The organism is Bauldia litoralis, assembly GCF_900104485.1.
Classification (GTDB): Bacteria; Pseudomonadota; Alphaproteobacteria; order Rhizobiales; family Kaistiaceae; genus Bauldia; species Bauldia litoralis.
This window is the reverse complement of record NZ_FMXQ01000001.1, coordinates 199,311-225,605: the sequence shown is the minus strand read 5'-3', so window position 1 is coordinate 225,605 and position 26,295 is coordinate 199,311. Positions and strand designations below refer to the sequence as shown.

Sequence of the window (26,295 nt, the reverse complement as noted above, 5' to 3'; positions counted from 1 at the left end):
TCAACAAAGGGACTGCACATGACTATCGAACGGAAGCACGTCAACCAGCGCATGAGCCAGGTCGTTACGCATGGTGACGTGGTGTATCTCGCCGGGCAGGTCGCCTCGCGGGCGCCGGGCGCCAGCGTCGCCGACCAGACGCGCGACATCCTTGCCCGCATCGACGAGTTGCTGGCGGAAGCCGGAACCGACAAGTCGAAGCTGCTGGCCGCCAACCTGTGGCTGGCCGACATGAGCACCTTCGACGAGATGAACGGCGAGTGGGACAAGTGGGTGGCGGAAGGCCAGCCGCCGGTGCGCGCCTGCGTCGAGGCGAAGCTCGCCGACCCGGCCTTCACGGTCGAGATCATGGTGACGGCGGCGCGTTCCTGAACGCTGGAATGAATTGAAGGATGGCTGGCCGAAACGGATCGGCCATCCTTCATGCCGGGATCGACAGGCGCTCCGCCGCGACCGGCGGGACAGGCCGGTTTCCGGCGCTCTCCATAACGACAGAATCGAAGACCTTGCCGATGCCGATCAGAACCGGTTCGTCGTAGCCGATCGTGCGCATGCCGTCGGCGAGATCGGCGAGGCGACCGGCCCAGCGCTTTTCGGCGGGGCGAGAAATGGCTCTTGCGACGACGACGGGCGTCGCTGACGACGCGCCGTTGGTCATGAGGCAACTGGCGATCGCGCCGGCGGTGCGGCCGCCCATGTAGAAGATCGTTGTCGCCGTCGGATCGGCAATCGCCCGCCAGTCGACATCCTTCGGCAGTTCGCCCTTGCGGCTGTGGCCGGTGACGAAGCGGACCGACTGGGCGCAGTCGCGGTGGGTCAGCGAGACGCTGAGGGACGACGCCATGGCCAGCGCCGAGGTGATCCCCGGCACCACCGAGACCGGGATGCCGTTGGCCCGCAGGCGGCCGATTTCCTCTCCGGCGCGACCGAAGATCATCGGGTCGCCCCCCTTCAGCCGCACCACATGCTTGCCGGCCTTCCCCAGCGCGATCATGGTTGTGTTGATGTCCTCCTGGCGGCAGCTTTCGCGCCCGCCACGCTTGCCGACCAGCATCCGCTTCGCTTCGCGGCGCGCCAGTTCCAGCACGTCATCCGAGACCAGGTCGTCGAACAGGATGATATCGGCCGACTGCAGCGCGCGCACGGCCTTCAGGGTGAGCAATTCGGCATCGCCCGGCCCGGCGCCGACCAGCGTCACCCGACCCTGTGACGCATGGGTGTTGGACGCGATTGCGCTGGCGTCTGCCATCAGGGCGTCGACGGCGCCTTCTCCCGGGGTGGATCCGAAGGCGCGGTCGACGAAGCGCTCCCAGAAGGCGCGGCGCTGGGGGCCGGCGGCGAGGGTGGCGGCGATCCTGTCCCGCATGGCGCGGGCAAGGTCGGCCCAGCCGGCGAGCGCCGGGGGCAGCAGCGTTTCGATGCGTCGCCGGATCGCCTGACCGAGGATCGGCGCGGCGCCATCCGTCGAGATGGCGACGACAACCGGCGACCGGTTGACGATGGAGCCGAACTGGAAGTCGCACCAGGCCGGCTTGTCGATGACATTGACCGGCACGCCTGCGGCCCGCGCCGCGTCGGCGAAGGCCTTCGCCTCGGCCTCGGTGGCTGCATCGCAGATGGCGACGGCTGCGCCAGGCAGGATGGCCTGGTCCCACCGCCGGGCGTGATGGACAAGGGAACCGGCGGCGATCAGCGCCTCGAAAGCCGGATCAATGTCTTCCGCATAGATATGAACCTCGGCACCGGTCGCAGCGAGAAGCTCGGCCTTCCAGGCGGCCGCTTCCGATCCGCCGGCGACGATCGCCTTCCTTCCCGCCAGCCTGAAGAAGACCGGCAGGGTTGCCAGAGCCTCCATGCGGCGCGGCGCAGGTGGTGTTTTGGACAGTGTCGCGGCGATGGCCATCGGGCGGCTCCCTGTCACCAGGCGCTGTAGGCGAGGAGCTTGCCGCTCATCCGGACCTCGATCCGGTCGCCCTTCGGGTTCGGCAGCCGGTCGACGCTCATGTCGAAATCGATGGCGCTCATGATGCCGTCGCCGCCCTTTTCCTGGATCAGTTCCTTCAGGGTCTGGCCGTAGACGCCGACGATCTCGTAGAAGCGATAGATGCAAGGATCGGTCGGGACCGTCCTGTCGAAGGACTTGGTCGGGTATTCGGCAAGGACGGTCGCGGCTTCGGGCGGCAAACCGAGGTTGGCGGCGAGCGCCTCGGCCTTGTCCTTCGGCAGCGAATTCATGCCGAGGCAGGCGGAGGTGACGAAGACCTCGCTCATGCCGATATCGGCGGCGATCGCCGCCCAGGTCAGGCCGCCAGCGCGCTTCTTCTCGTAGATCATCGCGGTCACGTCGGACTTGGTCATCATCGTCGGTACTCCTTCGATTCCCATCGTCATCCGAGGTCGACGGCGAGCAGGACGCGGCCGTCGTCGACCCGGACCGGAAACGCCTCGACCGAGCCCTCGTCGGCACCCTGCGCCTTGCCGGTCTCCAGCGAGATCACCCAGTTGTGCAGCGGGCAGGTGACGCAGCCGTCATGGACGATGCCCTGACTGAGCGGCCCCTGGCGGTGCGGGCAGCGATCCTCAAGGGCGAAGACGTGGTCGTCGGTCGTGCGGAAGACGGCGATAGTCATGGCGCCGTTCCTGATGCAGCGGGCGCCGCGGCGGGGGATGTCTTCCAGCGCGCCGACGTCGATCCAGTTGCGGGTCAGGGCGTTCATTGGGCGGCCTCCAGCACGAGGTTGGCCATCGGCTTGAACTCGTGCTTGTCCTTGCCGGAGACGCGCTCCGACCACGGGTCGACCTGGGCGAATTTCTGGGAGAAGACGAAGCGCTCGAAATAGGCGGCGCGTCGTTCCGCGTCGTCCATGATCTGGCGGCGAACCTCGTCATAGCCGATGCGCTTCGCCCATTTGTAGATGCGCTCGAGGTAGCGGCCCTGCTCGCGATACATCTGGACCACCGCGACGATGTGTTCGAGCGCCTCGGTCTCTGTCTTGACCATGCCCAGCACCTCGGTGCCCTTGATGTCGAGGCCGGCGGCGCCGGCGAAGTGGATCTCGAAGCCGGAGTCGACGCAGATGACGCCGACATCCTTGCAGGTCGCCTCGGCGCAATTGCGCGGGCAGCCGGAGACCGCCATCTTGACCTTGGCCGGGGTCCAGGAGCCCCACATGAACTTCTCGATGCGCACGCCAAGGCCGGTCGAATCCTGGGTGCCGAAGCGACACCAGTCAGTGCCGACGCAGGTCTTCACCGTGCGGACGCCCTTGGCGTAGGCGTGGCCGGAGACGAAGCCCGCCTTGCCGAGATCGCTCCAGACGGCGGGCAGGTCTTCCTTGCGGATGCCCAGCATGTCGATGCGCTGGCCGCCGGTGACCTTGACGGAGGGGATGTCGAACTTGTCGACGACATCGGCGATGGCGCGCAACTCCGCCGAAGTGGTCTGGCCGCCCCACATGCGCGGGACGATCGAATAGGTGCCGTCCTTCTGGATGTTGGCGTGGACGCGCTCGTTGATGAAGCGCGACTGGTAGTCGTCGGCATATTCGTTGGGCCAGTCGCAGACGAGGTAGTAGTTGAGGGCGGGCCGGCATTTGGCGCAGCCGCAGGAGGTCTTCCATTCGAGCTCCTGCATGACGGCCGGGATGCTCTTCAGGCGCTTTGCCTTGATCAGGCGGCGGACGTCGTCATGGCCGAGATCGGTGCAGGCGCACATCGGCGTGACGGCGGCGGGATTGTAGCGGTCGCCGAGAGTGAGGGCCATGAGTTGCTCGACCAGCCCGGTGCAGGTGCCGCAGGAATTCGACGCCTTGGTATGGGCGCGGACCGCGTCGAGCGAGGTCAGCCCCTTGGCCGCGATGGCGCCGGTGATGGTCGACTTGCAGACGCCATTGCAGCCGCAGATCTCGGCATCGTCCGGCAGCGCGGCGACGGCGGCGGTGGGATCGAGCGCCGCGCCGCCCTGGTAGGCCTGGCCGAAGATCAGCGTGTCGCGCATCGCGGAGATGTCGGTGCGCTTCTTCATCAGGTCGTTGAACCAGGCGCCGTCGGCGGTGTCGCCGTAGAGAACCGTGCCGATGATGCGGTCGTCCTTCAGCACGACGCGCTTGTAGACGCCGGCTGTCGCGTCGCGGAGGACGATCTCCTGACGGTCGTCGCCCTCGGCGAAATCGCCGAGCGAATAGAGGTCGATGCCGGTGACCTTGAGCTTGGTCGGCGTATCCATGTGGGCGAATTCCGCCGACGGGTCCTCGACCAGGCGGGCGGCGGCGACCTCGGCCATGCGGTAGAGCGGCGCGACGAGGCCGTAGACCTGTCCGCCGACCTCGGCGCATTCGCCAAGGGCGATGATATCCGGGTCGCTTGAGCGCATGCCGGCGTCGACGACGATGCCGCGACCGGTTTCGAGGCCGGCGTCTTTCGCCAGGGCGACATTCGGCCGGATGCCGACGGCCATGACGACGAGCGAGGCGGGGATGACGGTGCCGTCGTCGAGTTCGACGCCCTCCACCTTGCCGTCACCGACGATCGCCCGGGTGTTGGCGCGGGTGACGACTTCGATGCCGCGGTCGACGAGTGCGCGCTCGAGCAGGTAGCCGGCGGCGGGATCGAGCTGCCGCTCCATCAGCGTCGGCATGACATGGAGGACCGTGACCTGCATGCCGCGTTCGCGCAGGCCCGCCGCGGCTTCGAGGCCGAGCAGCCCGCCGCCGATCACCACCGCCTTGGCGCGGGACTGGGCGGCGAGCAGCATGGCGTTGACGTCGTCGAGGTCGCGATAGCTCAACACGCCGGGCAGGTCGTGGCCGGGGACCGGAATGATGAAGGGGTTGGAGCCGGTGGCGACGACCAGCTTGTCATAGGGCGCCACCTCGCCGGCATCGGAGGTGACGGTGCGGGCATCGCGGTCGATGGCGACGACCTTGTGGCCTTTGTAGAGGGTGATGCCGCGGTCGATGTACCAGCCATCGCCGTGGATGATGATCTCGTCGTAGGTCTTGGCGCCGGAGAGGACCGGCGACAGCATGATCCGGTCGTAATTGACGCGCGGTTCGGCGTTGAAGATCGTCACCTGGTAGCGATCCGGCGCCAGCTCGAAGAGGCTTTCGAGCATGCGGCCGGGCGCCATGCCGTTGCCGATCACCACCAGCTTCTGCTTGCCGCTCATTCTGTCACTCCATCTTGTCCGGTGTGGCGGGCGTCTCGCCGGCGGGCGGGTACGACTGGCGAACCATCGTCCCCGCCCGGGCAGGTGCTGCGCGCTTATTCGGCGGGGGCCGCGACGCCGTCATATTCGGGCGAGCGACGCGGCGCGGTGCGGGCGTGCGTCGCGTAGAGCGTCAGCCCGACGAAGGCGAGGCCGCCGACGAGATTGCCGATGACGGTCGGGATCTCGTTCCAGATGAGGTAGTCGCTGACCGAGAAGTTGCCGCCGAGCATCAGGCCCGAGGGGAAGAGGAACATGTTCACGATCGAGTGCTCGAAGCCCATGTAGAAGAACAGCATGATCGGCATCCACATGCCGATGACCTTGCCGGGGACGGACTTCGACATCATCGCCGCGACGACACCGGTCGAGACCATCCAGTTGCACAGCACGCCGCGGATGAAGAGCGTCAGCATGCCGGCCGCGCCGTGATCCGCGTAGCCGACGGTCCGGCCTTCGCCGATGGTGCCGATCTTCTGGCCGACGATGTTGGGCTCGACGGTGAAGGCGAAGGTGAAGATGATCGCCATCATCACCGCGACGGTGAAGGCGCCGGCGAAGTTGCCGACGAAGACGAGGGTCCAATTGCGCATGACGCCGCTGAGGGTGACGCCGGGGCGCTTGTCGAGCAGGGCCAGCGGCACCAGCGTGAAGACGCCGGTGAGCAGGTCGAAGCCCATCAGGTAGAGCAGGCAGAAGCCGACCGGGAAGAGGATGGCGCCGGCGAGCGGCTGGCCGGTCTGGACGGAGATGGTGATGGCGAAGGCCGCCGCGAGGGCGAGGATCGCGCCGGCCATATAGGCGCGGATGATCGTGTCTCGGGTCGACATGAACACCTTGGCCTCGCCGGCATCGATCATCTTGACGACGAATTCGGCTGGAGGGACGTAGGACATGGGAGGATCCTTCGGTTTGACTGGGCCTGAAACGAAAAATGCCGCCAAACCGACCCCTTCCGAGCGGGAAGAGGCAGGTTTGGCGGCATCGCCTGGAGCGCCCGTCAGTGGACGCGGATATGGCAGCCGTCGATCGGCTGTCCCTATTCAATTGACCAGAAGCGGATTCGAGTCAACTGGAATAAGCGAGAGATTTCAGACTGTTACGCACAAAGAATAGGCGCGATGCTGCCCGCTTGCGCAGGCGTTTGCCTGTTGTTTGGGCGAAATCGATTCTGGCTAGCGTTTATGCGGAAGGGGTTCGGAGCGGCATCTGGGTGGCGATGTAGTCGTCGAGCCGGTCCGGATCGAAGACGGCGCCGTCGAAGAATCCGTCGGCGGCCAGCACCAGCGATCCGGCGGTGGCGCCGACGGGCGACGGCTGCTTCAGGGCGCCTTCGACCTTGGCATTGGCGCCGGGGAGCGCGCCCCCCAGCGGGGTGAGCGCGGCGCGGTAGATGTCGGGCCGGAAACACAGCCGCGCGGCTTCGGCGTTGGCCGGCGTATGCGCGACCTGACCCCAGCGGACCATCTGGCTGTAGAACCACAGGGCGTGGCTTTGCCAGGGGAAGGTCGCGGCCCCGGCGAAGGGCTCGAAGAAGGCGATGCCGGACCGGGCACCGCGCCCGCCGAGGATCGATCCATCGATCGCCTTGATGACCAGCGAGGCCGGCTGGTCGAGGTAGTCGGGGCGGGCGAGGATATGGGCGAGGGCGGCGTGGTTCTCCCTGGTCGAGCACCACTGCGCTGCGCGGTAGAGGGCGCGGATGAGACGGGCGAGGGCTTCCGGGTTGCGGCCAGCCCAGTCGGCATGGACGCCGAGCACCTTCTCCGGGCTGGAGTTCCAGATCGCCGATTTCACGGTGGCGATGCGCCCGGCGCCGGAGGCGACCGCGACGGAATTCCACGGTTCGCCGACGCAGTAGCCGTCGACGCGTCCGGCGGCCAGCACGTCGGGCATGAAGGGCGGCGGGGCGATGACGATTTCGACATCCTCGTCCGGGCGGATGCCGGAACTGGCCAGCCAGTAGCGCAGCTCGAAATTATGCCCCGAATGGGGATGGACGACGCCGAAGCGAAGGCGCGGCCTGCCGGTGTCGCGCCGCTGCCTAACCAGTTCCCGCAGCGCGGCGCCGGAGGAGGCGGGGTCGAGCATGTCGACGGGGTTCACCGCCTGCATCTCGTCGAACAGGGCGAGGCTGACGGTGACCGCGTTGCCGCCAAGGCCGAGGGCCATCGGCGCCAGCACCGCCTGGCTCAGCGGCGTCAGGCCAAGGGCGGCGGCGATCGGCATCGGCGCCAGCATATGGGCGGCCTGAAAGTGGCCGATGGCAATGCGGTCGCGGATATTCGCCCATGACGTCTCGCGGATCAGAGACAGGGCGATCCGCTCTTCCTCGGCGAAGCCGCATTCGCGGGCGGCGACGAGGATCGCGGAATCGGTCAGCGGAATGAATCCGGCGAAGATGTCAGTCGTTGCTGCCATCCCTGTCCCCCAGCATCTCGGCCGCCAGAACGAGGCTTTCTGCGACCTCGCCAATCTTGCGGTTCTGGTTCATCGCGGTCTTGCGCAGGAGCGCATAGGCCGCGTCCTCGGACAGCCCGCGACTGCGCATCAGGAAGCCTTTTGCCCGATCAATGATCTTGCGGGACTGCAGCGCGCCGCGCGCGTCCTCCAGTTCGCGTTCGAGGCGCGAATAGGCGTTGAAGCGGCTGATAGCCATGTCGAGGATCGGCTTGACGCGCTCGCGCTTCAGGCCGTCGACGACATAGGCCGAGACACCGGCGTTGATCGCGGCCTCCATCGAGTCGCGGTCCGAGCGGTCGACGAACATGGCGATCGGCCGCTTCACGGCGCGCGAAAGCTGGAAGACGTTTTCCAGCATGTCGCGGTTGGGGTTTTCGAGGCCAATGACGATGACGTCGGGCTCAAGGATGGCGATCTCGCCGGCAATGCCCCGGACGTCGGCGACGATGGTGACATTTTCGTGCCCGGCCTCACGGAGTCCGGCCTCGATGATCGCGGCGCGGACCGCGTTCTCGTCAACGACCAGTACAGAGGGCAGGCGGGTGGACATTGCGCTTCAATCAGGCCGGAGGGCGTGTTTGTGCAATGCAATATGCGGGCCATCCCCGGTTGTGGAATCGGGTGGGAGCCGCTGGCCGCAGGGGGCGTCAAACGCAATGGGGACCGGCTGTCGGGCGGCTCGGGGCCGCGCCCGGACGTGTTGGCCGGACGGTGTCGAAAAGCAAGGAACCGGGCCTCGAAAGACCCGGTTCCAGACGTCTTTGTGAAGACGGCGAGGCTAGTTGAAGATCGCCTCGTATTCACTCTTCAGCATCTCGACCGCGTCGTCGGTCGTCATGTCGGGATCGCCCTGGAAGGTGAACATCGTGTTCCAGACCGAATTGATCCAGTCGGAATCGCTGATGTAGAAGGGATTCAGGACCCAGTAGTTGTCCTTGGCCAGCGACTCCAGCACCAGCGTGTTGCAGGCATCGAGCTTGTCGGCCGGTGCATCGGTGCGGACCGGCGTCGAGCCCTTGAAGGATGCGAATTCGGCGTTGCGGACCGGGTCGACGACGATCTCCGCCATCTGGAATTCGGCCTCGAGCTGCTCCGGTGAGACCGGCTCGCCGCCAAGGATGCCCATGGCGTCGACGGTGACCGACAGCGCCTTGGTGCCCGGCAGGTTGATGCAGCCATAGTCCTCGCCGAGAACCTTGTCGTTGGCCCGCCACTGGCCCTTCATCCAGTCGCCATGCAGGTGCATGAGCGTCTTGCCGGAGATGACGGTGTTGGTCGACTCGTTCCACTGGCGGTTCACCCAGCCTTCGTCGGCCTGGCCGGTGATCTGGCGGAAGACCTCGATCGCATCGCGCAGGCCCTGCTCCTCGAAGACCGAGGGATCGGGCTGGCCATCGGGGCCGACCTCATAGAACTTCTTGTAGACCTCCGGCCCGGCGATGCCGGCCATCAGCGCATGGAACAGGTAGCCGGCCTGGAAGGTGTTGCCGCCCATGGCCATGAAGTTGTAGCCGGCGTCCTTCACCTTCCCCATGTCGGCGAACATGTCCTCGACCGATGTCCAGCTTGTCGGATCGACACCGGCGGCCTCGGCGACCTTCATGTTGTAGTAGATGATGCCGTCGATATGGATTCCGGTCGGGATCTTGCGGACCTCGCCGTCGACCTTGATGGCTTCGCGGACGGGTGCCGCGAAGTTCGGCGTCGCGCCGATCTCGTCGAACAGTTCGCCGACCGTCTGGCCAAGGTCGCGATCCCGGATGTCGCGGTAGATGTCGGCGTTGCCGGTCAGGAAGATGTTGGGCGGGGTCCCGGCGATCACCAGGCTGACGATCGGTCCGCCGGCGCCCGATTGCTCGTGCGGGACGGCGAGTTCCTTGATCGTGTGGCCCTTGTCCTTCAGCGCGTTGACGAAAACGTTGAGGGCGGCGATCTCGCTCTCATTCGACCACGAGTGGAAGATCGTCAGTTCGGCGGTGTGCGCCACCGGCGCGGCGCTCAAGGCGAATGCAAAGCCAAGCCCTGCGAGTATGGATCTCTTCATTGATTTCCTCCCTGGGTTGCTGGCCACTCCTGGCCTAGATGCGTCGTTCCGAAGCGGCGTCGAACACGTCGAACCGATCCTTCGGGAACCACACGGGGGGCGCCTCGCCTGTTATTGGCACGTGGTGGTGTTTGTGATCGAAGCGCACCGAGATCAGGTCTTTCTCTCCGTTGTCGAGAAACATGGTGACGTCGCTGCCGGTCTTTTCCGTGTAGCGAACGGGCAAGGTGAAGACGGCGCCGGTCGGTTCGGCGGTCTCGCCGACGATGAAGTGTTCGGGCCGCAGGCCGACGACCACCGTGTCGCCGTGCTTCGGAGGCGTCCTGAAGGCGTAGTCGGACAGGTCCATTCGGACGCCCGATGGACCGTGGATGGCCGCGATCGCCTGCCCGCTGGTTTCGATCCGCGCCGCCAGCGTGTTCATCGCCGGCGATCCGATGAAGCGGGCGACGAAGAGGTTGGCGGGCCGCTCGTAGATCTCGTCCGGCGTATCGATCTGCTGGATGACGCCGCCGTTCATCACCGCGATGCGATGCGCCATGGTCATCGCCTCGACCTGGTCGTGGGTGACGAAGACGATGGTCTTTTCGAGTTCCTGGTGCAGCCGCTTGATCTCGAGCCGCATCTCGGTGCGCAGCTTGGCGTCGAGGTTGGAGAGCGGTTCGTCGAAGAGGAAGACGTCGACATTCTTGACCAGCGCCCGGCCGATGGCGACGCGCTGGCGCTGGCCGCCGGAGAGCTGCGCCGGCTTGCGGTCGAGCAACTGGTCGATCTGCAGCAGGCCGGCGGCCCAGGTGACGCGGCGCTCGATCTCGGCGCGGTCGAGCTTCTGCGCCGAGAGGCCGAACTTGAGGTTTCCGCGCACCGTCTTGGTCGGGTAGAGGGCGTAGGACTGGAAGACCATGGCGAGGCCCCGGTCCTTGGGATCGAGGTCGGTGACGTCGCGGCCGCCGATGGTGATCGTCCCCTCGGTGACGTCCTGTAGCCCGGCCAGCATGTTGAGCAGCGTGGTCTTGCCGCAGCCGGAGGGGCCGAGCAGCACCAGAAACTCGCCATCCTGGACGGTGAGGCTGAGATCCTCGAGGACGGTCACCCGACCGAAGCGCTTGACGATATTGCTGAATTCGACCTGCGGCACGTGCTACCCCTTGATTGCCCCGGCCGTGATGCCCTGGACGAAAAACTTGCCGAGGGCGAAATAGACGACCAGCGGCGGAATGGCGGTGAGCAGCGCGGCGGCCATGTCGACGTTGTATTTGACCGCGCCGAAGGAGGTGATGACCGTATTGGCGAGGATCACGGTCATCGGCTGGGTTCCGACGCCGCCGAAGGTCAGGCCGATCAGGTAGTCGTTCCAGACCGTCGTGATCATCAGGATCAGCACGACGATCATGATGTTGGCCGACATCGGCAGGATGATCTCGATGAAGATGCGCCAGAAGGAGCCACAATCCATGATCGCGGCGTTGACGATCTCCTCCGGCACATCCTTGTAGAAGTTGCGGAAGATCAGCGTCAGCAGCGGCATCGCCAGGATCGAGTGGACGATGGCGACCGCCCATATGGAGCCGAACAGCCCGATGCTGGAATTCAGCACGACGAGCGGGATCATGATGATCTGGAAGGGCACGAAGGCGCAGAGGAACAGGACGAACAGGAAGGTGCCGGCCCAGCGGATCTTCCACAGCGCCAGTGCGTAGCCGGTGACCGAGGAGACGCCGATCGACAGGATGAGGCTCGGGAACAGGATCTTCATCGAGGTCCAGAAGCCGTGGCTGACGCCTTCGCAGGTCATCCCCGCGCAGACCTCAGACCAGGCGGTGATCCATGGCTCGATCGTCCATGTCGTCGGCAGGGCGAAGACATCGCCCAGCGCGATCTGGTCCATCGTCTTGAAGGAGGTGACGATCACCACGTAGAGCGGCACGGAGACGAAGGCGGCGCACATGGTGAGAAAGACCATGATCGTGATGGACGACCCGCTGATGCGCTTCTTCTTTCGCGCCTTTGAGCGAACGCCCGCCGCCGCCGTTGCCGCTGTCGTTGCCTGTGTGCTCATTGGACCCGTGCCTCCCGGCGCCGGGCCTGCCATGCGGTGATCAGCACCAGCGGCAGGAAGATCACCAGGGTCATGACCAGCATCATCACCGCGGCCGCCGAGGCGAAGCCGATATTGCCGCGCGACTGGAAGGAATTGACGACGAAATAGGCAGGCGTCCAGGTCGAGGTGCCGGGCCCGCCGCCGGTCATCGCCAGCACGATATCGTAGGTCTTGACCACGCCGAGCGACAGGAGGATGGCGCAGGTCAGGAAGGTGAATTTCAGCATCGGGATGATGATCTCGGCATAGAGCCGCCAGAAGCTGACGCCGTCGAGCCGGGCGGCGCTCCAGATCTCGGTGTTGATCGATTTCAGCCCGGCCAGCATCAGCGCCATGTAGAAGCCGAGCCCGTGCCAGATCGAGGCGAGGATGACGCCGTACATCGCGGTGCGACGGTCGCCGAGCCAGTTGAAGTCGGCGCTCTCCCAGCCGAGCTGGTGGAGAAAATTCTCGATGCCGAGGTCCGGATTGAACAGCCAGCGCCAGACCAGTCCGGTGACGATGAAAGATACAGCCAGGGGATAGAGAAACAGCGTGCGGAAGAAGCCTTCGCCGCGTTTCTCGCGCTCGATCATCGCGGCGAGAATGAAGCCGAAGACGATGGCGAGGCCGCTGCCGAGGGCGAGGATGACGACGTTTTCCAGCGACGTCGCCCAGGCGTTGTCGCCGAACAGTCGGTCGTATTGCCGGGTCAGGTCTTCGAAGTCGATCGCGTATTCGGGGAAGCGCCGGGAGCGGGTGAAGGAAACCCAGATGGTCCACAGAATCGCGCCGAAGAAGGCCACCAGCGTGACGGATACAGCCGGCACCAGCGCCAGTCTCGGCGATGCCCAGCTCCACCGAATGGCCATGTCTCCCTCCCGGATTACAGCGGCGCGAACCGCCTGCTTCCTCCTGTCGCGCATGTTTTCATGCGTCTTGTATTAACGTTAGTATAGGTTTAGCTTTTTTGTCGCGTCAACGCCTTTCTGACGGCGAAGCGCGCGCGCCGCCTCCAGGAAGCGGCCACGGGGAGGGATGAATTGTCGACGGGTGAGGGCGCGCTGCCGCGGATCGGACTGGGCACTTTCGGCCTGACGGGCGCCGGCGGACTCGGCGCGTTGTTGTCGGCGATTTCAATCGGTTACAGGCATATCGATACGGCGCAGAGCTACGGCACCGAAGAGAATGTCGGTCGGGCGATCGCGCGATCCGGGATCCTGCGCAACGACTTTTTCGTGACGACGAAAGTCACCACCGCCAACCTTGTACGGCTGGAGGAGAGCGTCGACGACAGCCTGAACCTGATGGGGCTGGGCTACGCCGATCTCGTCCTCATCCACTGGCCCGGGCGCTACGACGATCCGCCGGTCAGCGACTATATCGGAAGGCTGGCGCGGGTTCAGGACAGCGGCAAGGCGTCGCTGATCGGCGTCTCGAACTTCACGCGGGCCCATGTCGACCAGGCGATCGCCGAGATCGGCCTGGGACGGCTGGAGACGAACCAGTTCGAGCAGAATGTCTTCCTGCAGAACCGGGTGCTGGCCGACCATTGCCGCGACGCCGGGATCGGTGTCACCGCCTATATGCCGCTGGCGGGCGGCCGTCTCGACCAGACCCCGTTGCTTGCGGAGATCGCGGCCCGGCACGACGCCGGGGTCAACCAGATCGCGCTCGCCTTCCTTCTGGCAATCGGCTCCGTCGTCATCCCGAAATCAGCGACGCCGGAGCGGCAGAAAAGCAATCTCGAGGCAGCGACCATCACGCTGGATGACGCGGAGGTGGCGGCGCTGGCGGCGCTCGATCGCGGCCAGCGATTCATCGATCCCGAATGGGGGCCTGACTGGGACTGATCGACACCGCCGCCGGGCGCGGCTTTGACAACGACACAAACACACAAGGGAGATGGAAATGATCAAGGTGAAGCAAGTCGCGCATGTGTGCATTTTTGCGCGGGACCTGGAGGCGACGCGGCGATTCTACGAAGACGTGCTCGGTCTGGACATCCAGTTCAACTTCCTGCGCGACGGCAAGATCTTCGGCTTCTATCTCAACTGCGGCGGGCGCAGCCATGTCGAGGTCTTCCAGAAGGACGGCACCTCCTATGGCGACCTGAACCAGATCACCCACTTCTGCCTCGAGGTGGAGAATATCGACGCGGCGATCGAGCACATCCAGTCGAAGGGCGTCGAGGTGACCAAGAAGAAATTCGCCTGCGACGACACCTACCAGGCCTGGGTCCGCGACCCGAATGACGTGAAGATCGAGCTCTTCGAATACACTGACAAGAGTGCGCAGTTCACGGGAGGGGATCGGGTTGCCGACTGGTAGGCGGTGACCGACCGTCGGGCCGGTCGCTGACGAAACTGGGAGAAGGCAAGCGCCGGTCATGGCAAAACCGCCCGTCAGGCTGAAGGATATCGCGGAGGCCACAGGCTTCTCGGCGAACACCGTCTCGCTCGCCTTGCGGGGAAGCCCCCGGCTGCCCGTCGAGACGCGCGAGCGGGTGCTCGAGGTCGCCGAGCGGCTGAACTATTTTCCCAACCATGTCGCCCGGTCGCTGGTCAGCGGCGCGACCCGGACGATCGGGCTCCTGATGACCGACATCATGAACCCGACCTTGACGCTTGCGGCGCGGACGATCGAGCGCGAACTCTCGCGCGCCGGCTACGGGATGATGTTCGCCGCCTCGGATGCCAGTGTCGAAAGCGAGAAGCGGGCGATCGGGCTGTTCCTGTCCTATCGGGTCGACGGAATGCTGATCTATCCCGCCAGCCACAACACTTATGCGCATATCAGCGCGGTGGCGGATGCCGGCATCCCGGTGCTGATGCTGGTGGAACTGCCGGGGTCGGGGTTCGACACCGTGGCCATCGACGACCGCGCCGGCGCCTTCAAGGCGGTCAGCCATCTCTGCAAGGCCGGCCATCGGCACATCGCGATGCTCGATGGCGGCAAGGCGCACGGCAATCTCGACAAGATGAAGGGGGCTCAGAAGGCGATCAGGGCGGCGCGGCTGCCCAAGGGCGCGCTCAGCCTGTTCGAGCCGGGCGGCCACTCGCTTGCGGACGGCTCGGCCATCATGGCCGAGGTGATGGCCACTGATCCGCGCCCAACGGCGCTGTTCGCGTCGACGGATTCGCTGGCCATCGGCGCCCTCCACTGGTGCCGGGAGAACGGAGTCTCGGTGCCGCGGGACCTGGCGGTGATCGGCTATGACAACACCGAGATGGCGGCCTATGGCGCGAGCCCGCTGTCGACGGTGAACTATGCCGCAGACGAGATCAGCCGGCTGGGCGTCGACAGGATCCTGCGGCGGATCGCGCAGCGCGAGGATGCCGCCGATCCGGAGACGACGCTGATCGAGCCGGACCTGATCATCCGGGGCACGACGTAGGCGCAGCAAGCCGCTCTCAGGTCTCCGGGTCGGATGTGGCGGAGATCTTCCGTACATAGAGCTGCTTGGTCGCCACAATGGCCACGACCGCGAGCGGGGTGGCGAACAGGATGCCCATGGGGCCAAGCAGGGCACCGAATCCGATGAGCGAGAAAAGGGTCAGGGCCGGGGGCAGGTTCACCGCCTTTTTCTGGATCAACGGCTGAACGATGTTGCCCTCGATCTGCTGCAGCAGGACGTAGAGCCCGATCACCCACAGCGCGGTCGTCGGGCTGACCGAGAAGGCGATCAGCACGGCGGGGATCGCGCCGAAGATCGGGCCGATGACGGGGACGAAATCGGTGACGCCGGCGATGAAGCCGAGGGCGAGCGCCGAGGGGACGCCGAGCAACGTCAGGCCAAGCCAGCTCAGAAAGCCGATGATCGTCATCGCGACCAGCTGGCCGATCAGCCAGTAGCGCAGCGCCTTGCCGCTGAGGTCCAGCGTCCGGCCGACATTGTCGCGGGGACCGTCGGGAAACAGGGCGAGGAAGCCGTTGCGATAGGTGTTCGGGTTGGCGGCGAAATAGATGCCGGCGACGATCACCAGGGCAAATGACAGGACCATGTCGAAGATGGTGAAGGTGAGCCCGGCGAAGTTGAGCATCGTGTCGCCGCGTGACAGGAAGCCCTCCAGCCGGTCGGTCACCATCTGCGTCAGGTTCTCGACTCCCAGTTGATCGCCGAGCGATTTCAGAAGGGCCGGAAGCTCCGAGAACAGGCCCTGGATTTCGGAGCTGATCTCCGCTCCTAGGAGCGTCAAGAATCCAGCGATGAAGATCGCAACGAGCCCCACCGAGACGGCGAGGGCGGCCGCACGGGAGAGGGGCGTCAGCCGCTGGATCGGGTCGGCGATGCTGCTCAGCAGGATCGCGACGAGGATCGAGGCGAAGACCAGAAGGAGTACATTGGAGAGCGTCCACAGGACGATCAACAGGATGGCGACGGCCGCGACGACCAGGCTGGCCTTCAGAATGCGGCCGCTGTTCGACCAGCGGTCTGCGTCATTTGTCTCTGCCATGGGCTGCCCCTCTGTTGGTTTCAACACATGAAGAGCCGGTCGGTTGCATGCGGCGCGCGCAAGCCGCGCTGGACGTCGGGTCCGATCGAGGCCGGCGGCGCAAGGAGTTGCTGCCGTAGACCGAAGAATCCTGAGGGATTCCGCCGCAGAACGTTGTCGGCTCGTGGGTCTCGAATGGACAGCCAAGGGGCCGGGGCTTTCTGCTCGTCATGATTGTCTGGCGCGATGTTGCAATGCGAAGGTTGCCTGGCAGCTTCGGGCGCCGCGACGATGGCATTCGCCCTCGCGGCCACTTGCTGCGCGCATCAGGGCGATTTGCAGACAGCGACATTTACGCCTATTTGATGCCTTGTTCCGGGCGGCGACCCTCGTGTATGGTCCGCCGCGCTGACCAGAGTGCCAGATGGAGAGGTGCCGGAGTGGTCGATCGGGGCGGTCTCGAAAACCGTTGAGCGTGCAAGCGTTCCGAGGGTTCGAATCCCTCCCTCTCCGCCATGATATGCGCTTAACTATCTGATTTAATTTATGGTTTGTTAGCCGAGGTCCGCATGGCCCCACCATCGGCCCCACCGCTGACCTTTGTGTTGCGCTGCCGTCGGCTTGAGACCCATCCGCATTGCAGGATGGCGGCGGCTAATGCCGAGCCCCCGCGACGCCCGTCTGTCTTGGAGCATGGCACCCCCCACCCCCCGGCCTGCCCCGGCGAGGCGCATTTATCTCGTACCCCCCTCGCACACAAATTATGGATTTTTCAGACTTTTCCCGCCGCGCGTTTCAGCCCTGCTTGCCGGGGCATCTAGCATCGAACAGACAGGTTGGGCCTACCGATCCGAGCAGGCTGTAGCCGTCCAGCCCCGCGCCAACCGGCAACGATGACGAGGGAGCGGTCCGAAACAAGCCAAGCCCGAGGCCTTGTCGTCCGGGGTGCGGTTTCAAACGCGCCCGGCGGCGCAACCAGGACACACGAGGACAAGGCTGCAGAGCGAATGGTCTCAATCCCTCGAGGACCAACGGCGGCCGCACATTGCCGAACACCACGAGGTGGGCCAACCTCGCCGGAGCCTCGTGGTGGATTTCACGGTCGGGACCTTATCCGCGACACGCCATAATACGCGATTAGATGACGAAATCGTCGACCATGAAGTCCTTGTGGTCGATGGCGGGATTGCCTTTCAGCTTGGCAAACAGAACCTGGCCGCTGCCACCCTTGCCATCCTCGTCGTAGTAGAGCTTGCCGTTTTTATTTATTATGTGATCGTTGCCGTCCTGGGCCTTTTTCCCTTCGACATACTCTTTCTTGCCCAGTTTGGTGCCGATCGAGGCGAAGATGTCCTCGTCGAGGAAAATCTTGTCCTTGTTGGGCTTGAAGTCCTTGACGATGCCCTTGTTGCCGGGGCCGAGTTCCGTATCAAAAACGAACCAGTCCTTGCCGCCGTTGCCCCACATCTTGTTCTTGGCGAGGCCGCCGGAGATCATGTCCTTGCCGCCGCCGGCCTTGATGATATCGACGCCGTCATCGCCGAGCAGGATGTCCTTGCCGGCCATGCCGTTCATCGCGGCGCCTTCCTTGCGACTGGTCAGGACATCGGCGCCGCTGGTGCCATCGATCGGACCGGTGCGCGGATCGAAGATCGTCGCCATCGAATTGTCATCGCCAACCTGCTCCTCGAAGGGCACGATGAACCGACCGTCACCGAGCTGCGCTACCGTCGGATCGGTCGGGTTGCCGGTACCGGCAAGGAATTCCGTGCCGACCTTGTTGCCCGCCGCGTCGTAACGCTGGCCCCGAACCTGATCCGTGTTGTCATCGTCCCAGACGATCACGAAGCCTCCATCTGCAAGGGCAGTGATATCAGGCTCGTTCTGGTTACCGGTGGTTGATGTGTTGACGGTAAAGGCGGCACCGAGCGCGACGCCGCTGTTGTCGTAGATGCGGGCCCTGATGCCGGGGTCGCCTGCACCGTCGCCCTCGTCATCCGCCCAAACGGCGACAAAGCCACCGCCCGAGAGTGCGGTAACATGGACATCGTCTTCCAGAGTGGTTCTCGACGCAATCGTGCCGGATGTCACAACCGCGCCCACAGGATTGACGATCGTGAATTTCACGTCGATATCCGTATTGCTGCCACCGAACTCGTCCTCATATACGACGACGTAGTTGCCGTTGGTGAGCGCAGCAGCGTCTGGGTTCGTCGAATTATCCGTCTGGCTGAAAATCGTAAACTGGCCGCCGACAACTCCGGAGGTGCTGACGATCCGGCCGACAATGTCAGTGTCCAAAGCTCCGTCAAAGGTCTGGTAGGTGACCAGATAGCTGCCGTCCGGTCGCATGGCAATTTCCGGATTGGATATTATCGTCGCCCCGCCCGGATCGCCGGCGATGGAGGTCGGCACGCCGGTGGTAATCCGCACGCCGTCGATATCGTAGGTCTCGGCGCGGATTGACGTCCCGCTGCCGTCGGTGTCCTCGTAAACCATGACGAAACCGCCGCCGGGACGGGAGGCCAGCGAGGCATCGGTCTCGGTATCGACAGCGAAATCCTGGTTCACCTGAAACTGGCTGCCGATCAGGTTGCCCCTCGCGTCGAAAATCTGCCCGACGAGATCATCGCCCGGCGAAGATCCAAAGGTATCGTCCTCCCAGACCACGACATATCTGCCCATGCCAATGTCGATGGCTATCGGATCTTCCTGATCGCCAGTGTCGGCGGTGTTGACCTGATGCTGGGGTTTCCAGACAGTGGGGGTGTCAACCATGATGATTTCCTCCAATGTGGATGGCCAAGCCACCCGGCCATGCAGGAAAAGGAGATACCGCACAAGCAGCGTCGGTATTCGTCTACCGTCGTCCTGCACTGTGCAAACATACTACTCCCCTATGGTCGCCTTAGCGAGATATTTGGCGCACGCTCTGCAAATTGAGGATCGACCTAACGCCGTTGCGTCGCATCCCCGCAAGATTGATGGTGACACATGACATTTGTTGTTTGGCCCGGTCACGCCGATCCTGAGCTTGCCCGACGGTATTACGAGGGAAATGCCCGCCGACGGTCCGAACTCGGTGGTCGCCTCGGGTTTGGTCGCCCGGACCTGCCGAAGTGCGGCGTCACCACGAGGGCGGGAACTTCTTGCCGATGCCTGCGGGTCCGGGGTTTCGAGCGGTGTTACACGCACCTGCGCCTCGCCGACCGCAAGAAGCTCAACGCGCGGCGTGAGGACCTGTTCAGGCGGGGGAAGTTGTCGCCGGCCAAGCGCCGGCTGCTTCTTGAGAGGCGGAGCCGGACGACACTCGCCGCCGCATGGCAGCGGGACCCTTGGATACCGGGCGCAACGATCGACCTCGTGGACTTTGAGCCGGAGTTCCGGCAGGCGATGGCCTACGCCGGCTTCGCCGTGGACGACTTGCCGCCAGCGCTGGCGGACAAGTCGCGATGGAAGTGGCGGCGGGTCCAGCTCGATGGACAGCCCGACGACGCATGGCGAACGTTCTTGTCCTTCGATCTGCCGAAGCGGGTGGTCAAGGCCGGCGAGCGGCCTGCGGACACCGACAGCCGCCGACCGCCGATGATGCCGGTCCCGCTTGTCGTGAAGGCCCCCGGACCGTACAGCAAGCGCCGCCGTCCTTCTCCGACGCCGCTTCGGAAAGTGACGCCAATGAAGCCGGTCGCGAACGTCGCGACGGACGACGACATGGTGTCGGAACTTTTTCCCAGGTACGCCGCCGAACTGCGCGCGCCCCTCGCCATGTGCGAAGGACCAAAGGACGAGCGGGCCGTGCTGACGGCATTTCTCGCGCTCATGCGGGATCCCGGGTCCGCGGACGCGTTGCGGTGCTGGCACGGCGTCCTACGGACCTTGTCCGACAGGTAGCTGGGGCCGACCCCGCTTGTTTTTTGTCGTTCGCGGCCACAGAGAGGCACCGCCAGCGGCCGTTCTCCTGCCGGCGGTGCTTTAGGTGTTACGACGCCGGGTGGTCAGGCGAGCCAACGTCAAGACGGAGGTTGGGACCCGGACCATTGATAAGCCAGTCCGGCCCGTGCCCCACATAGTCTTGGAGGCGATCCACGTCCTCCGCCGCCTCAAGGAGCGCGGCGGCCAGAGCAAGGGCAGCCGCGCGGTTCCGGGGCTGGATGCGCAGGCGACCAACGCCCGGAAGCCGCACGATCTTCGTCTCGGCGTATTCGTACCAAGGGTGCTGCTCGACAGCGAAGTTGTCGGGCAGTTCGCCCCTTTCGGCATCGGCCCAGAAAATGAAGTCTTCGGGGTTGAGGTCGATGGACACGAACCGGTCGTCCACCGGCCCGTCCTTGAAGTCGGGCTCGGACAAGCCGTGATACACGTGAGCGACCTTCCTGCGTTCGAGCAAGGCCCTGCTCGGTTCTTTCTCTTCAAAATGCATGGCTTCATTTCCTTTCCTTTTTCGGGTCGTAACGACCGGCGACGGCGTCGCGCGGCGATGGGACAAAGCGGGTTTGATCCGCGCCTTGATTGTCGTGTCCCCTGTTCTTGTTCCTCCGACTTCTTGCCTTCCAGAGAACACACCGCATCCTTTTGGTTGTGTTCCGCCGCCGCCCTCCGCCCTGCTAGCCCGGCGCGCTCCTTGCGCCAGTGGTGCGCCGGTAGGCACCACTGCGCCAGTGCGCCGGTCAGCTAGTAGGGCGGGAACTGACTGGCGCACTTTTTTGCGCCAGTGGTGCGCCGGTCGTGCGCCAGTCAGCAGGGCGGTTAGTGCTGCGAAAGGGAGCGGTCACCCGAACATGCCCTCATCGCCCTCGCCAACCCTGAGTTGGTGCTCGACACCAGCAGAGACGGTGGCGGTTATCTTCAAAATCCGGGCCTCCGCGTCGGCGGCCACAACAACAATTTGACGGGCCTTCCGTGCCAGCGGGTCTCGCCCCTGTTTGATGGCGATGGCTCCCGCGTCGAGCAGCTTGGCGACGACCGCCGTCGTCGCCTCGGGGGAAATGCCGAAGGTGCCCGTCAGCAGCGACTGTATCGACCGCGCGCCCGACCGGGTGTTCCCCGAGAACGGATGATCGGGATTGCCGCCGTAGCCCTCGCGCAAGGTCTTTATGATCGCGGCGAAGTCGATCCCGGCGGTGACGGGCACCACCATTTTCGAAAGGTCCACCGGCACGAGCGCGACGATGTTCTCGGACGGGAGGCCGGTCGGGTCGTCGGGGTCATCGACGAGGATGCTCACCCCGCGCTTCTCGAAAAAAAGCGGCTGGTGGGCCGGGGCATGGTTTCCCTTGATGATTTCCAGCCGGGCATAGCGAGCGGCCTCGTCTGGCGGGATGCCGAACTTGGCCGCCTCGTCCCGGGTCAGCTGCGAAATACCGAAGACATTCCGCACCGAATTGGTGATCGCGCCCGACCCACGAACGGCGTTGGCGGATCGATCAGCGCCGGCCTTGGCGACGTGGTGGAGGACAAGGACAGCCGCGTCGGTCGCCCGGGCCAGTTCTAGAAGGAGAGCCACGACACGGGTCATGTCCCCGGCGTCGTTTTCCTCGATGCCCGAGCAGACGGACGCGAGCGTGTCCACGACGATCAAGGCGTAATCCTCGATGGCCAGCAGCGCCAGGTACAGGGCGGTCGTCACGAACGGGCCGCCGGCCTGCCGCCGCTCAAACAGAACGGCGTGGTCGTTACCCAGAACGTCAAGTCGGTGCTTCTGCCCCGTGAAGGCCGTGTAGCCGTGGGCCTTGGCGTTTGCCAGACTGCGCTTGGTAATGTCGGCGAAACTGTCTTCGTTCGAAATCAGCAGGACTTTGCCGGCTCGCTTAATTTCCTGTTGGCCAATAAGGGCGGCGTCTTCGTGAACCACGGCCAAGGCTAAGGTCAAAGCGTAAGCCGACTTGGCCCCGCCGCCGGGAGCAGCAAGAACCGTCACCTCTTTACGAACCAGGCCAGGGATAATGGAGGGGCGGACCGGCGGCAGGCCAGCCGCCATCCCGACTTGCAGCAAAGGGAGGCCCGAGGGCGCGATCTCCGCGCCGGCAACCGAAGACAAGCCGGACAAAGCCGATCGGGCCCCGGTGGTGTCGATGCCGAGGGCGTCGAGGTCTTCTAAGGCGGTCGTGATATCGGCATGCCCCCCAAGGGCGTGAAGCTCGGCAATCTCGGCCATCTGATTGTCGGCAATTTCCCCCGCCGCCATGACTTCGCCGATAACGGACCGAAGCCTGCTGTCGTCGTCGGCCGCAAAGACGACGGCGGCGGTGAGCCGGTCCACCGTCAGGCCCGCCGCCGCGAGTTTCTCGCGTTCGGCGTCCTCGTGGACATGCGAGAGCAAATGTTCAAGCTTCATGGTTCTGCCTTTCGATAATGCGCAGGACATCGGCGGCGGTGAGCGTGATCCGGTAGCTGATGCCGCCGTGGGCCTCGCTCTCGATCCTGATGGCGCGGGGATTGTCCGAATAGATCACTGCCTTGTTCCGGCCTCCGCCGTAGGCGGGTTCGTCCGGATCGGCGCAGGTCGCCCGATGGTAGGCAGCGGGCGCGAGAAAGATGTCGCTGGCCCGAACCTTCTTTCCGGTGTCGAGGTGGATGATGCAATCGCCCCGCAACCGCACAATCGCCCTTCCCTTGGCCGTCAGGCCCTGATCGGCAGCGCGAGAGGAACGAACACCACCGGTGCCCGGCGACAGCTTCACGGTGCCCCTCAGGGCGTTCTCGATGGCAAGAAGTTCGTCGGCTTCTTCGCCCGTCAGGTCCGCTAGACAGGTCGTGTCCAGCACATGCCCTTTCCGGACACGAGGGCGGCGCACACCCGCCTCATGTTCGAGGGCCGGGTTGAGCAGTTCCGCGTGCGCCTCGTAGACGAGGCGCGAGCCGTCACCGGACGCCGCCTTGTCCACGAGAGTACGGAGGTGGGCTTTGCCGTCCGTGCCCGGAAAAATGAAGCCGTAGCCGGCGAGCAGGAGGCGATTAAAGAGGACAACGGAAAAGCGTCGGGCATCGCCTCCGTCTTTCACGAATATCCAGAAATGAAGCCCCCGGATGCCGGTCCTCTCGCCGGTCCTCTTGCAGCGGATGCCGGACGAAACCGAGTGTCGCCAGACCAGTTCCGCGCCTGCAAGCTCCGGCACGAGCAGGGTGAGAACGGCAAATATGCCACCGGCCGTCGTGACCTTGGCCTTGATGTGATCGGGCCAACTTGCATAGTCGATGTCGAGGACCATCGCGGCCGGCTGCCCGGCGTTATACAGAAACTGGTCTTTCGTCCGGGTGATGCACGACGGGTTTGCATCGAGTTTTGCCCTGGTGGTGAGAAGATGCCCGTCGCCGGGCTTCTGCATCTGGCGGGGGACGTAGACTTCGTTGGTTTTTGTCTTTTCGAGAGTGTCCGCGAGGTGTTCCCCGTCCCTGAGTTGGCCACGAAACGCCTGCCCTCTGGACAGCGGCGGCTCCCCCTCCTTCTTGATCTTGCCGTTCGCTTCGAGCGTGAACGCCTTCGTCGCCCGCTCGTGGGAGCGAATGATGCTCACCTCGAAAGGGCCGATTGCACCGCAGTTTTCTTGAAGAACAGTGTCGGACTTGCTATCTATGCCCACGGTCAAATCTCGCTGGACAGGGGTTGGGCCTTTGAAGTATCGGCCCGCCGGGTTCGCCCCCGCGCGGGCCGTTTCATGTTCAGGCGGCGCGTGACCGTAGCTGGCGGACTATCCAGTCCTGAACCTCGCGGTAGGACCACAGCGTCCTCGAACCGACCTTGATCGGCCGGGGGAACTCGCCGGCAGCAATGCGGGCGTAGATCGAGGTGTGGCCGAGGCCGACGATCCCTTTCACCTCGGCGATGCGGAGAAGCCTGTCGGGGTTGTCAGACATGGACCGGCTCCTCGCGCTGCGACCGCGACCTGACGGGGGCACCGTCCACAAGCCGGACCAGCGAGGCCGTATCAACCATCGTCCGAGAGCCGAGGCGGCGCGGCACGAGTTCCCCTCGGCGAAGCAAAGTCCAGATGCTGTTCTGACAGACCCCAACGATGATGGCGGCGCGACGGACGGGATGGTGGGGCAGCGCGCGCCAGCTATTCAGCGCGATTTCCTCGGGCGTTTTGGGGGACATGTTTTTCTCTCGCTCAGCCTTGGGGCGGTCTGTGCACGTGACACCATGCGTCGCGGGGAAGGGTCAACCCTAACAAGAATGAATACCCCCCTAAACCTAACACGGGTGTTAGGTTTAGTTAGTCGGCTATTTATTGTTTCACAATCAGATAGAGCGTTTAGTGCAGGAGAAATTTATTTTTTGGTCAGTATGTGCGGGACATTCACGGCGCTCGCGGCAAGAACCTTGGAAACCGTCGGTCCAAAAACACTGGATGAACCGGCAGCTGCCTTCCCCCGAATTAGGCGGCCAACCAAGGGCGTGCTTGAACTCGATCACGGCGGCAGCTTCACCACGAGCTTCATCCCTGACGACAGTCAATTCCCCGTCTTTCACCAAGGTCCACCGCTTCCGACAAACGGCAGATCATGCGTTTCAAGGCGGCTTTGTTCCCGGCGACCATTTCGAAAGACCGCATGTGCTGCCCGCCGGCCGCGATCCAACTGGGACCGGCGTCAAACCTGCGCTCCCATGGCAGAGGGAGGCCCTAGACGGCTTGGGCTCCCCTCATCGGGATGACGTTGGTCGTGCCGGCCTCGGGGGCGACGAAATCCGCCCACGCCTCCATCAGCGCGCGGCGCTTGTCGAGGGCATCGCCGCGCCGGTAGGCCCGCTCGGTACTGTCGCCGACGACATGGGCAAGCGCCGCCTCGGCGACCTCACGGGGGAACGTTGTCGTCTCGCCGGCCCAGTCCCGGAACGAGGACCGGAAGCCGTGGACGGTGATGTCCTGCCGGGCCATCCGCCGCAGCACCATCGTCAGCGCCATGTTGGACAGGCTCTTGCCGGGGCGCTGACCCGCGAAGATGTGCGGGTTGTCGTCCTGGCGGACGCGTTCGACTTCGGCGAGGATCGCGCGGGCGCGGTCTCCGAGGGGGACACGATGCTCGCGCCCCGACTTCATCCGCTTCGCCGGGATGGTCCAGATCCTGCGGGCCTCGTCCAATTCGTCCCACCTGGCACCAAGGGCTTCGCCGGAGCGTGTCGCCGTCAGGATCGTGAACTCCAAGGCGCGGGCGGCGGTGCTGGACTGGCAGCGAAGGTCCTGGATGAAGTCCGGCACCTGATCGAATGGCAACGCCGCGTGGTGCCCTCGCGTGAGTTTCTGGCGTTTCGGTAGAAGGCTCGACAGGTGACCGCGCCAGCGGGCCGGGTTCTCTCCTGTCCTCAGGCCCTTGGCCTTGGCCGCATCGAGTACGGCCTCGATCCGGCCCCGCAGCCGCGAAGCGGTTTCGGGCTTGGCCGACCATAGCGGCGTCAGCACACCCAAGACGGCGGCGGTGTCCACCGCGTCCACCGGCATGTCCCGGATCGGTGCCGCGTACACTTCAAGGGTCATGCCCCATTGGGCGCGATGCTTGGCGTTCCGCCACGCCGACTTGTGCGCGGCGATGTAGTCGTTGGCGAACGCCCCGAAGGTTGGCACCCGGACGGCATCGGCAACGCTGGCGGCTTCGGCTTCACGGCGCGAGGCTAGAGGGTCGCCACCGGCCGCCATAACTGCGCGGGCGTCGTTGGCAGCGGCACGGGCATCGGCCAGGGACACCCCGCCAGGGCCGGCCGAGCCGAGGCCCATTTCGATCCGTCGCCCGTCTTTCCGGTAGAGAAAGACCCAGCGCCGACGGCCTTCGTTGCTGATGTTTAGGTAAAGGCCGCCCCCGTCCGCGTGCCGACCCGGGTTGGACATCGTGGCCACCCCGCGCGCCGACAGTTTGTTGATCGCTCTTGCCATCGTCTTGCTCCATTGCGGCCCTACCGGCCCCACCGTCGGCCCCACCAAATGACACGGATTGAGACGGAGAGCAATGGACAGCAGCGGACGACAACGGAAAACAAATAGCTGAAATATAGACGATTTCCTGAACAGAGATGCAGGAAGGCGGAGAGAGGCGAAAAGGTATTAGGCGGTCTCCCTCTCCGCCATGCTTCTGC

23 protein-coding genes and 1 tRNA gene are annotated in these 26,295 nt (G+C 64.7%); 6 read left to right on the top strand and 18 right to left on the bottom strand.

The window, feature by feature from the left end; all coding sequences use genetic code 11:
- The first annotated feature begins 18 nt into the window (after positions 1 to 18).
- A complete protein-coding gene (locus tag BLT60_RS01105) occupies positions 19 to 372 on the top strand; it encodes a RidA family protein (protein WP_090874370.1) in 354 nt (117 codons plus the stop codon).
- 49 nt (positions 373 to 421) lie between these two features.
- Here BLT60_RS01105 and cysG read toward each other — a convergent pair whose 3' ends face one another.
- The 11 genes from cysG to BLT60_RS01050 form a co-directional block, all read right to left on the bottom strand.
- Complete coding sequence (gene cysG, locus BLT60_RS01100) at positions 422 to 1,903, bottom strand: siroheme synthase CysG (protein ID WP_244521097.1); 1,482 nt, start codon at positions 1,901 to 1,903, stop codon at positions 422 to 424.
- 14 nt (positions 1,904 to 1,917) lie between these two features.
- A complete protein-coding gene (gene cynS, locus BLT60_RS01095) occupies positions 1,918 to 2,358 on the bottom strand; it encodes a cyanase (RefSeq protein WP_090874899.1) in 441 nt (146 codons plus the stop codon).
- Between the two features lie 29 nt (positions 2,359 to 2,387).
- Complete coding sequence (gene nirD, locus BLT60_RS01090) at positions 2,388 to 2,717, bottom strand: nitrite reductase small subunit NirD (RefSeq protein ID WP_090874368.1); 330 nt, start codon at positions 2,715 to 2,717, stop codon at positions 2,388 to 2,390.
- Positions 2,714 to 5,167: a nitrite reductase large subunit NirB gene (nirB, locus tag BLT60_RS01085; RefSeq protein WP_090874367.1), complete on the bottom strand. Its 2,454-nt coding sequence runs from the start codon at positions 5,165 to 5,167 to the stop codon at positions 2,714 to 2,716. The genes nirD and nirB overlap by 4 nt, the downstream gene beginning before the upstream one ends.
- Positions 5,168 to 5,262: 95 nt before the next feature.
- Positions 5,263 to 6,102: a formate/nitrite transporter family protein gene (locus BLT60_RS01080; RefSeq protein WP_090874366.1), complete on the bottom strand. Its 840-nt coding sequence runs from the start codon at positions 6,100 to 6,102 to the stop codon at positions 5,263 to 5,265.
- Positions 6,103 to 6,388: 286 nt separating this feature from the next.
- Positions 6,389 to 7,627, bottom strand: coding sequence for a CmpA/NrtA family ABC transporter substrate-binding protein (locus BLT60_RS01075; protein WP_090874365.1), 1,239 nt, complete (start codon positions 7,625 to 7,627; stop codon positions 6,389 to 6,391).
- Positions 7,611 to 8,219 (bottom strand): ANTAR domain-containing response regulator, encoded by a 609-nt coding sequence (locus BLT60_RS01070; RefSeq protein WP_090874364.1) that lies wholly within the window; start codon positions 8,217 to 8,219, stop codon positions 7,611 to 7,613. Before BLT60_RS01070 ends, BLT60_RS01075 begins: the two co-directional genes overlap by 17 nt.
- Positions 8,220 to 8,447: 228 nt before the next feature.
- Positions 8,448 to 9,713 (bottom strand): ABC transporter substrate-binding protein, encoded by a 1,266-nt coding sequence (locus BLT60_RS01065; protein ID WP_090874363.1) that lies wholly within the window; start codon positions 9,711 to 9,713, stop codon positions 8,448 to 8,450.
- Between the two features lie 34 nt (positions 9,714 to 9,747).
- Complete coding sequence (locus BLT60_RS01060; protein WP_090874362.1) at positions 9,748 to 10,851, bottom strand: ABC transporter ATP-binding protein; 1,104 nt, start codon at positions 10,849 to 10,851, stop codon at positions 9,748 to 9,750.
- Between the two features lie 3 nt (positions 10,852 to 10,854).
- Positions 10,855 to 11,772 carry a carbohydrate ABC transporter permease gene (locus tag BLT60_RS01055; RefSeq protein WP_090874361.1) on the bottom strand — a complete coding sequence of 306 codons (918 nt, stop codon included), beginning with the start codon at positions 11,770 to 11,772 and terminating at the stop codon, positions 10,855 to 10,857.
- Positions 11,769 to 12,665: a carbohydrate ABC transporter permease gene (locus BLT60_RS01050; protein WP_090874360.1), complete on the bottom strand. Its 897-nt coding sequence runs from the start codon at positions 12,663 to 12,665 to the stop codon at positions 11,769 to 11,771. The genes BLT60_RS01055 and BLT60_RS01050 overlap by 4 nt, the downstream gene beginning before the upstream one ends.
- 171 nt (positions 12,666 to 12,836) lie before the next feature.
- Here BLT60_RS01050 and BLT60_RS01045 point away from each other — a divergent pair, with 171 nt between their 5' ends.
- The 3 genes from BLT60_RS01045 to BLT60_RS01035 are packed head-to-tail and all read left to right on the top strand — an operon-like array spanning position 12,837 to position 15,190.
- A complete protein-coding gene (locus tag BLT60_RS01045; protein ID WP_090874359.1) occupies positions 12,837 to 13,646 on the top strand; it encodes an aldo/keto reductase in 810 nt (269 codons plus the stop codon).
- 58 nt (positions 13,647 to 13,704) lie between these two features.
- Complete coding sequence (locus tag BLT60_RS01040) at positions 13,705 to 14,124, top strand: VOC family protein (RefSeq protein ID WP_090874898.1); 420 nt, start codon at positions 13,705 to 13,707, stop codon at positions 14,122 to 14,124.
- Between the two features lie 58 nt (positions 14,125 to 14,182).
- A complete protein-coding gene (locus BLT60_RS01035; RefSeq protein ID WP_090874358.1) occupies positions 14,183 to 15,190 on the top strand; it encodes a LacI family DNA-binding transcriptional regulator in 1,008 nt (335 codons plus the stop codon).
- A 16-nt stretch (positions 15,191 to 15,206) separates the two neighbouring features.
- Here the strand turns inward: BLT60_RS01035 and BLT60_RS01030 are convergent, their stop codons facing one another.
- Entirely contained in the window at positions 15,207 to 16,250 is a 1,044-nt protein-coding gene (locus BLT60_RS01030; protein WP_090874357.1) for an AI-2E family transporter, read from the bottom strand.
- A 405-nt stretch (positions 16,251 to 16,655) separates the two neighbouring features.
- Here BLT60_RS01030 and BLT60_RS01025 point away from each other — a divergent pair.
- Positions 16,656 to 16,745: transfer RNA gene (locus BLT60_RS01025), tRNA-Ser, on the top strand.
- Positions 16,746 to 17,366: 621 nt separating this feature from the next.
- On the opposite strand, the gene BLT60_RS01020 is transcribed toward BLT60_RS01025, so the two are convergent.
- Positions 17,367 to 19,007 (bottom strand): calcium-binding protein, encoded by a 1,641-nt coding sequence (locus tag BLT60_RS01020; protein ID WP_139167727.1) that lies wholly within the window; start codon positions 19,005 to 19,007, stop codon positions 17,367 to 17,369.
- Positions 19,008 to 19,223: 216 nt separating this feature from the next.
- On the opposite strand from BLT60_RS01020, the gene BLT60_RS01015 reads away from it, so the two are divergent.
- Positions 19,224 to 20,120, top strand: coding sequence for a hypothetical protein (locus tag BLT60_RS01015; protein WP_090874355.1), 897 nt, complete (start codon positions 19,224 to 19,226; stop codon positions 20,118 to 20,120).
- Between the two features lie 88 nt (positions 20,121 to 20,208).
- On the opposite strand, the gene BLT60_RS01010 is transcribed toward BLT60_RS01015, so the two are convergent.
- The 5 genes from BLT60_RS01010 to BLT60_RS00990 form a co-directional block, all read right to left on the bottom strand.
- Positions 20,209 to 20,649, bottom strand: coding sequence for a hypothetical protein (locus BLT60_RS01010; RefSeq protein WP_090874354.1), 441 nt, complete (start codon positions 20,647 to 20,649; stop codon positions 20,209 to 20,211).
- 348 nt (positions 20,650 to 20,997) lie between these two features.
- Positions 20,998 to 22,563 carry an AAA family ATPase gene (locus BLT60_RS01005; RefSeq protein ID WP_175478233.1) on the bottom strand — a complete coding sequence of 522 codons (1,566 nt, stop codon included), beginning with the start codon at positions 22,561 to 22,563 and terminating at the stop codon, positions 20,998 to 21,000.
- Entirely contained in the window at positions 22,553 to 23,809 is a 1,257-nt protein-coding gene (locus tag BLT60_RS23945; protein ID WP_139167726.1) for a hypothetical protein, read from the bottom strand. The genes BLT60_RS01005 and BLT60_RS23945 overlap by 11 nt, the downstream gene beginning before the upstream one ends.
- A 79-nt stretch (positions 23,810 to 23,888) precedes the next feature.
- Positions 23,889 to 24,083, bottom strand: a complete 195-nt coding sequence (locus BLT60_RS00995) for a helix-turn-helix transcriptional regulator (RefSeq protein WP_090874351.1) — start codon at positions 24,081 to 24,083, stop codon at positions 23,889 to 23,891.
- Positions 24,084 to 24,850: 767 nt separating this feature from the next.
- Complete coding sequence (locus BLT60_RS00990) at positions 24,851 to 26,095, bottom strand: tyrosine-type recombinase/integrase (protein WP_090874350.1); 1,245 nt, start codon at positions 26,093 to 26,095, stop codon at positions 24,851 to 24,853.
- Positions 26,096 to 26,295 lie beyond the last annotated feature (200 nt).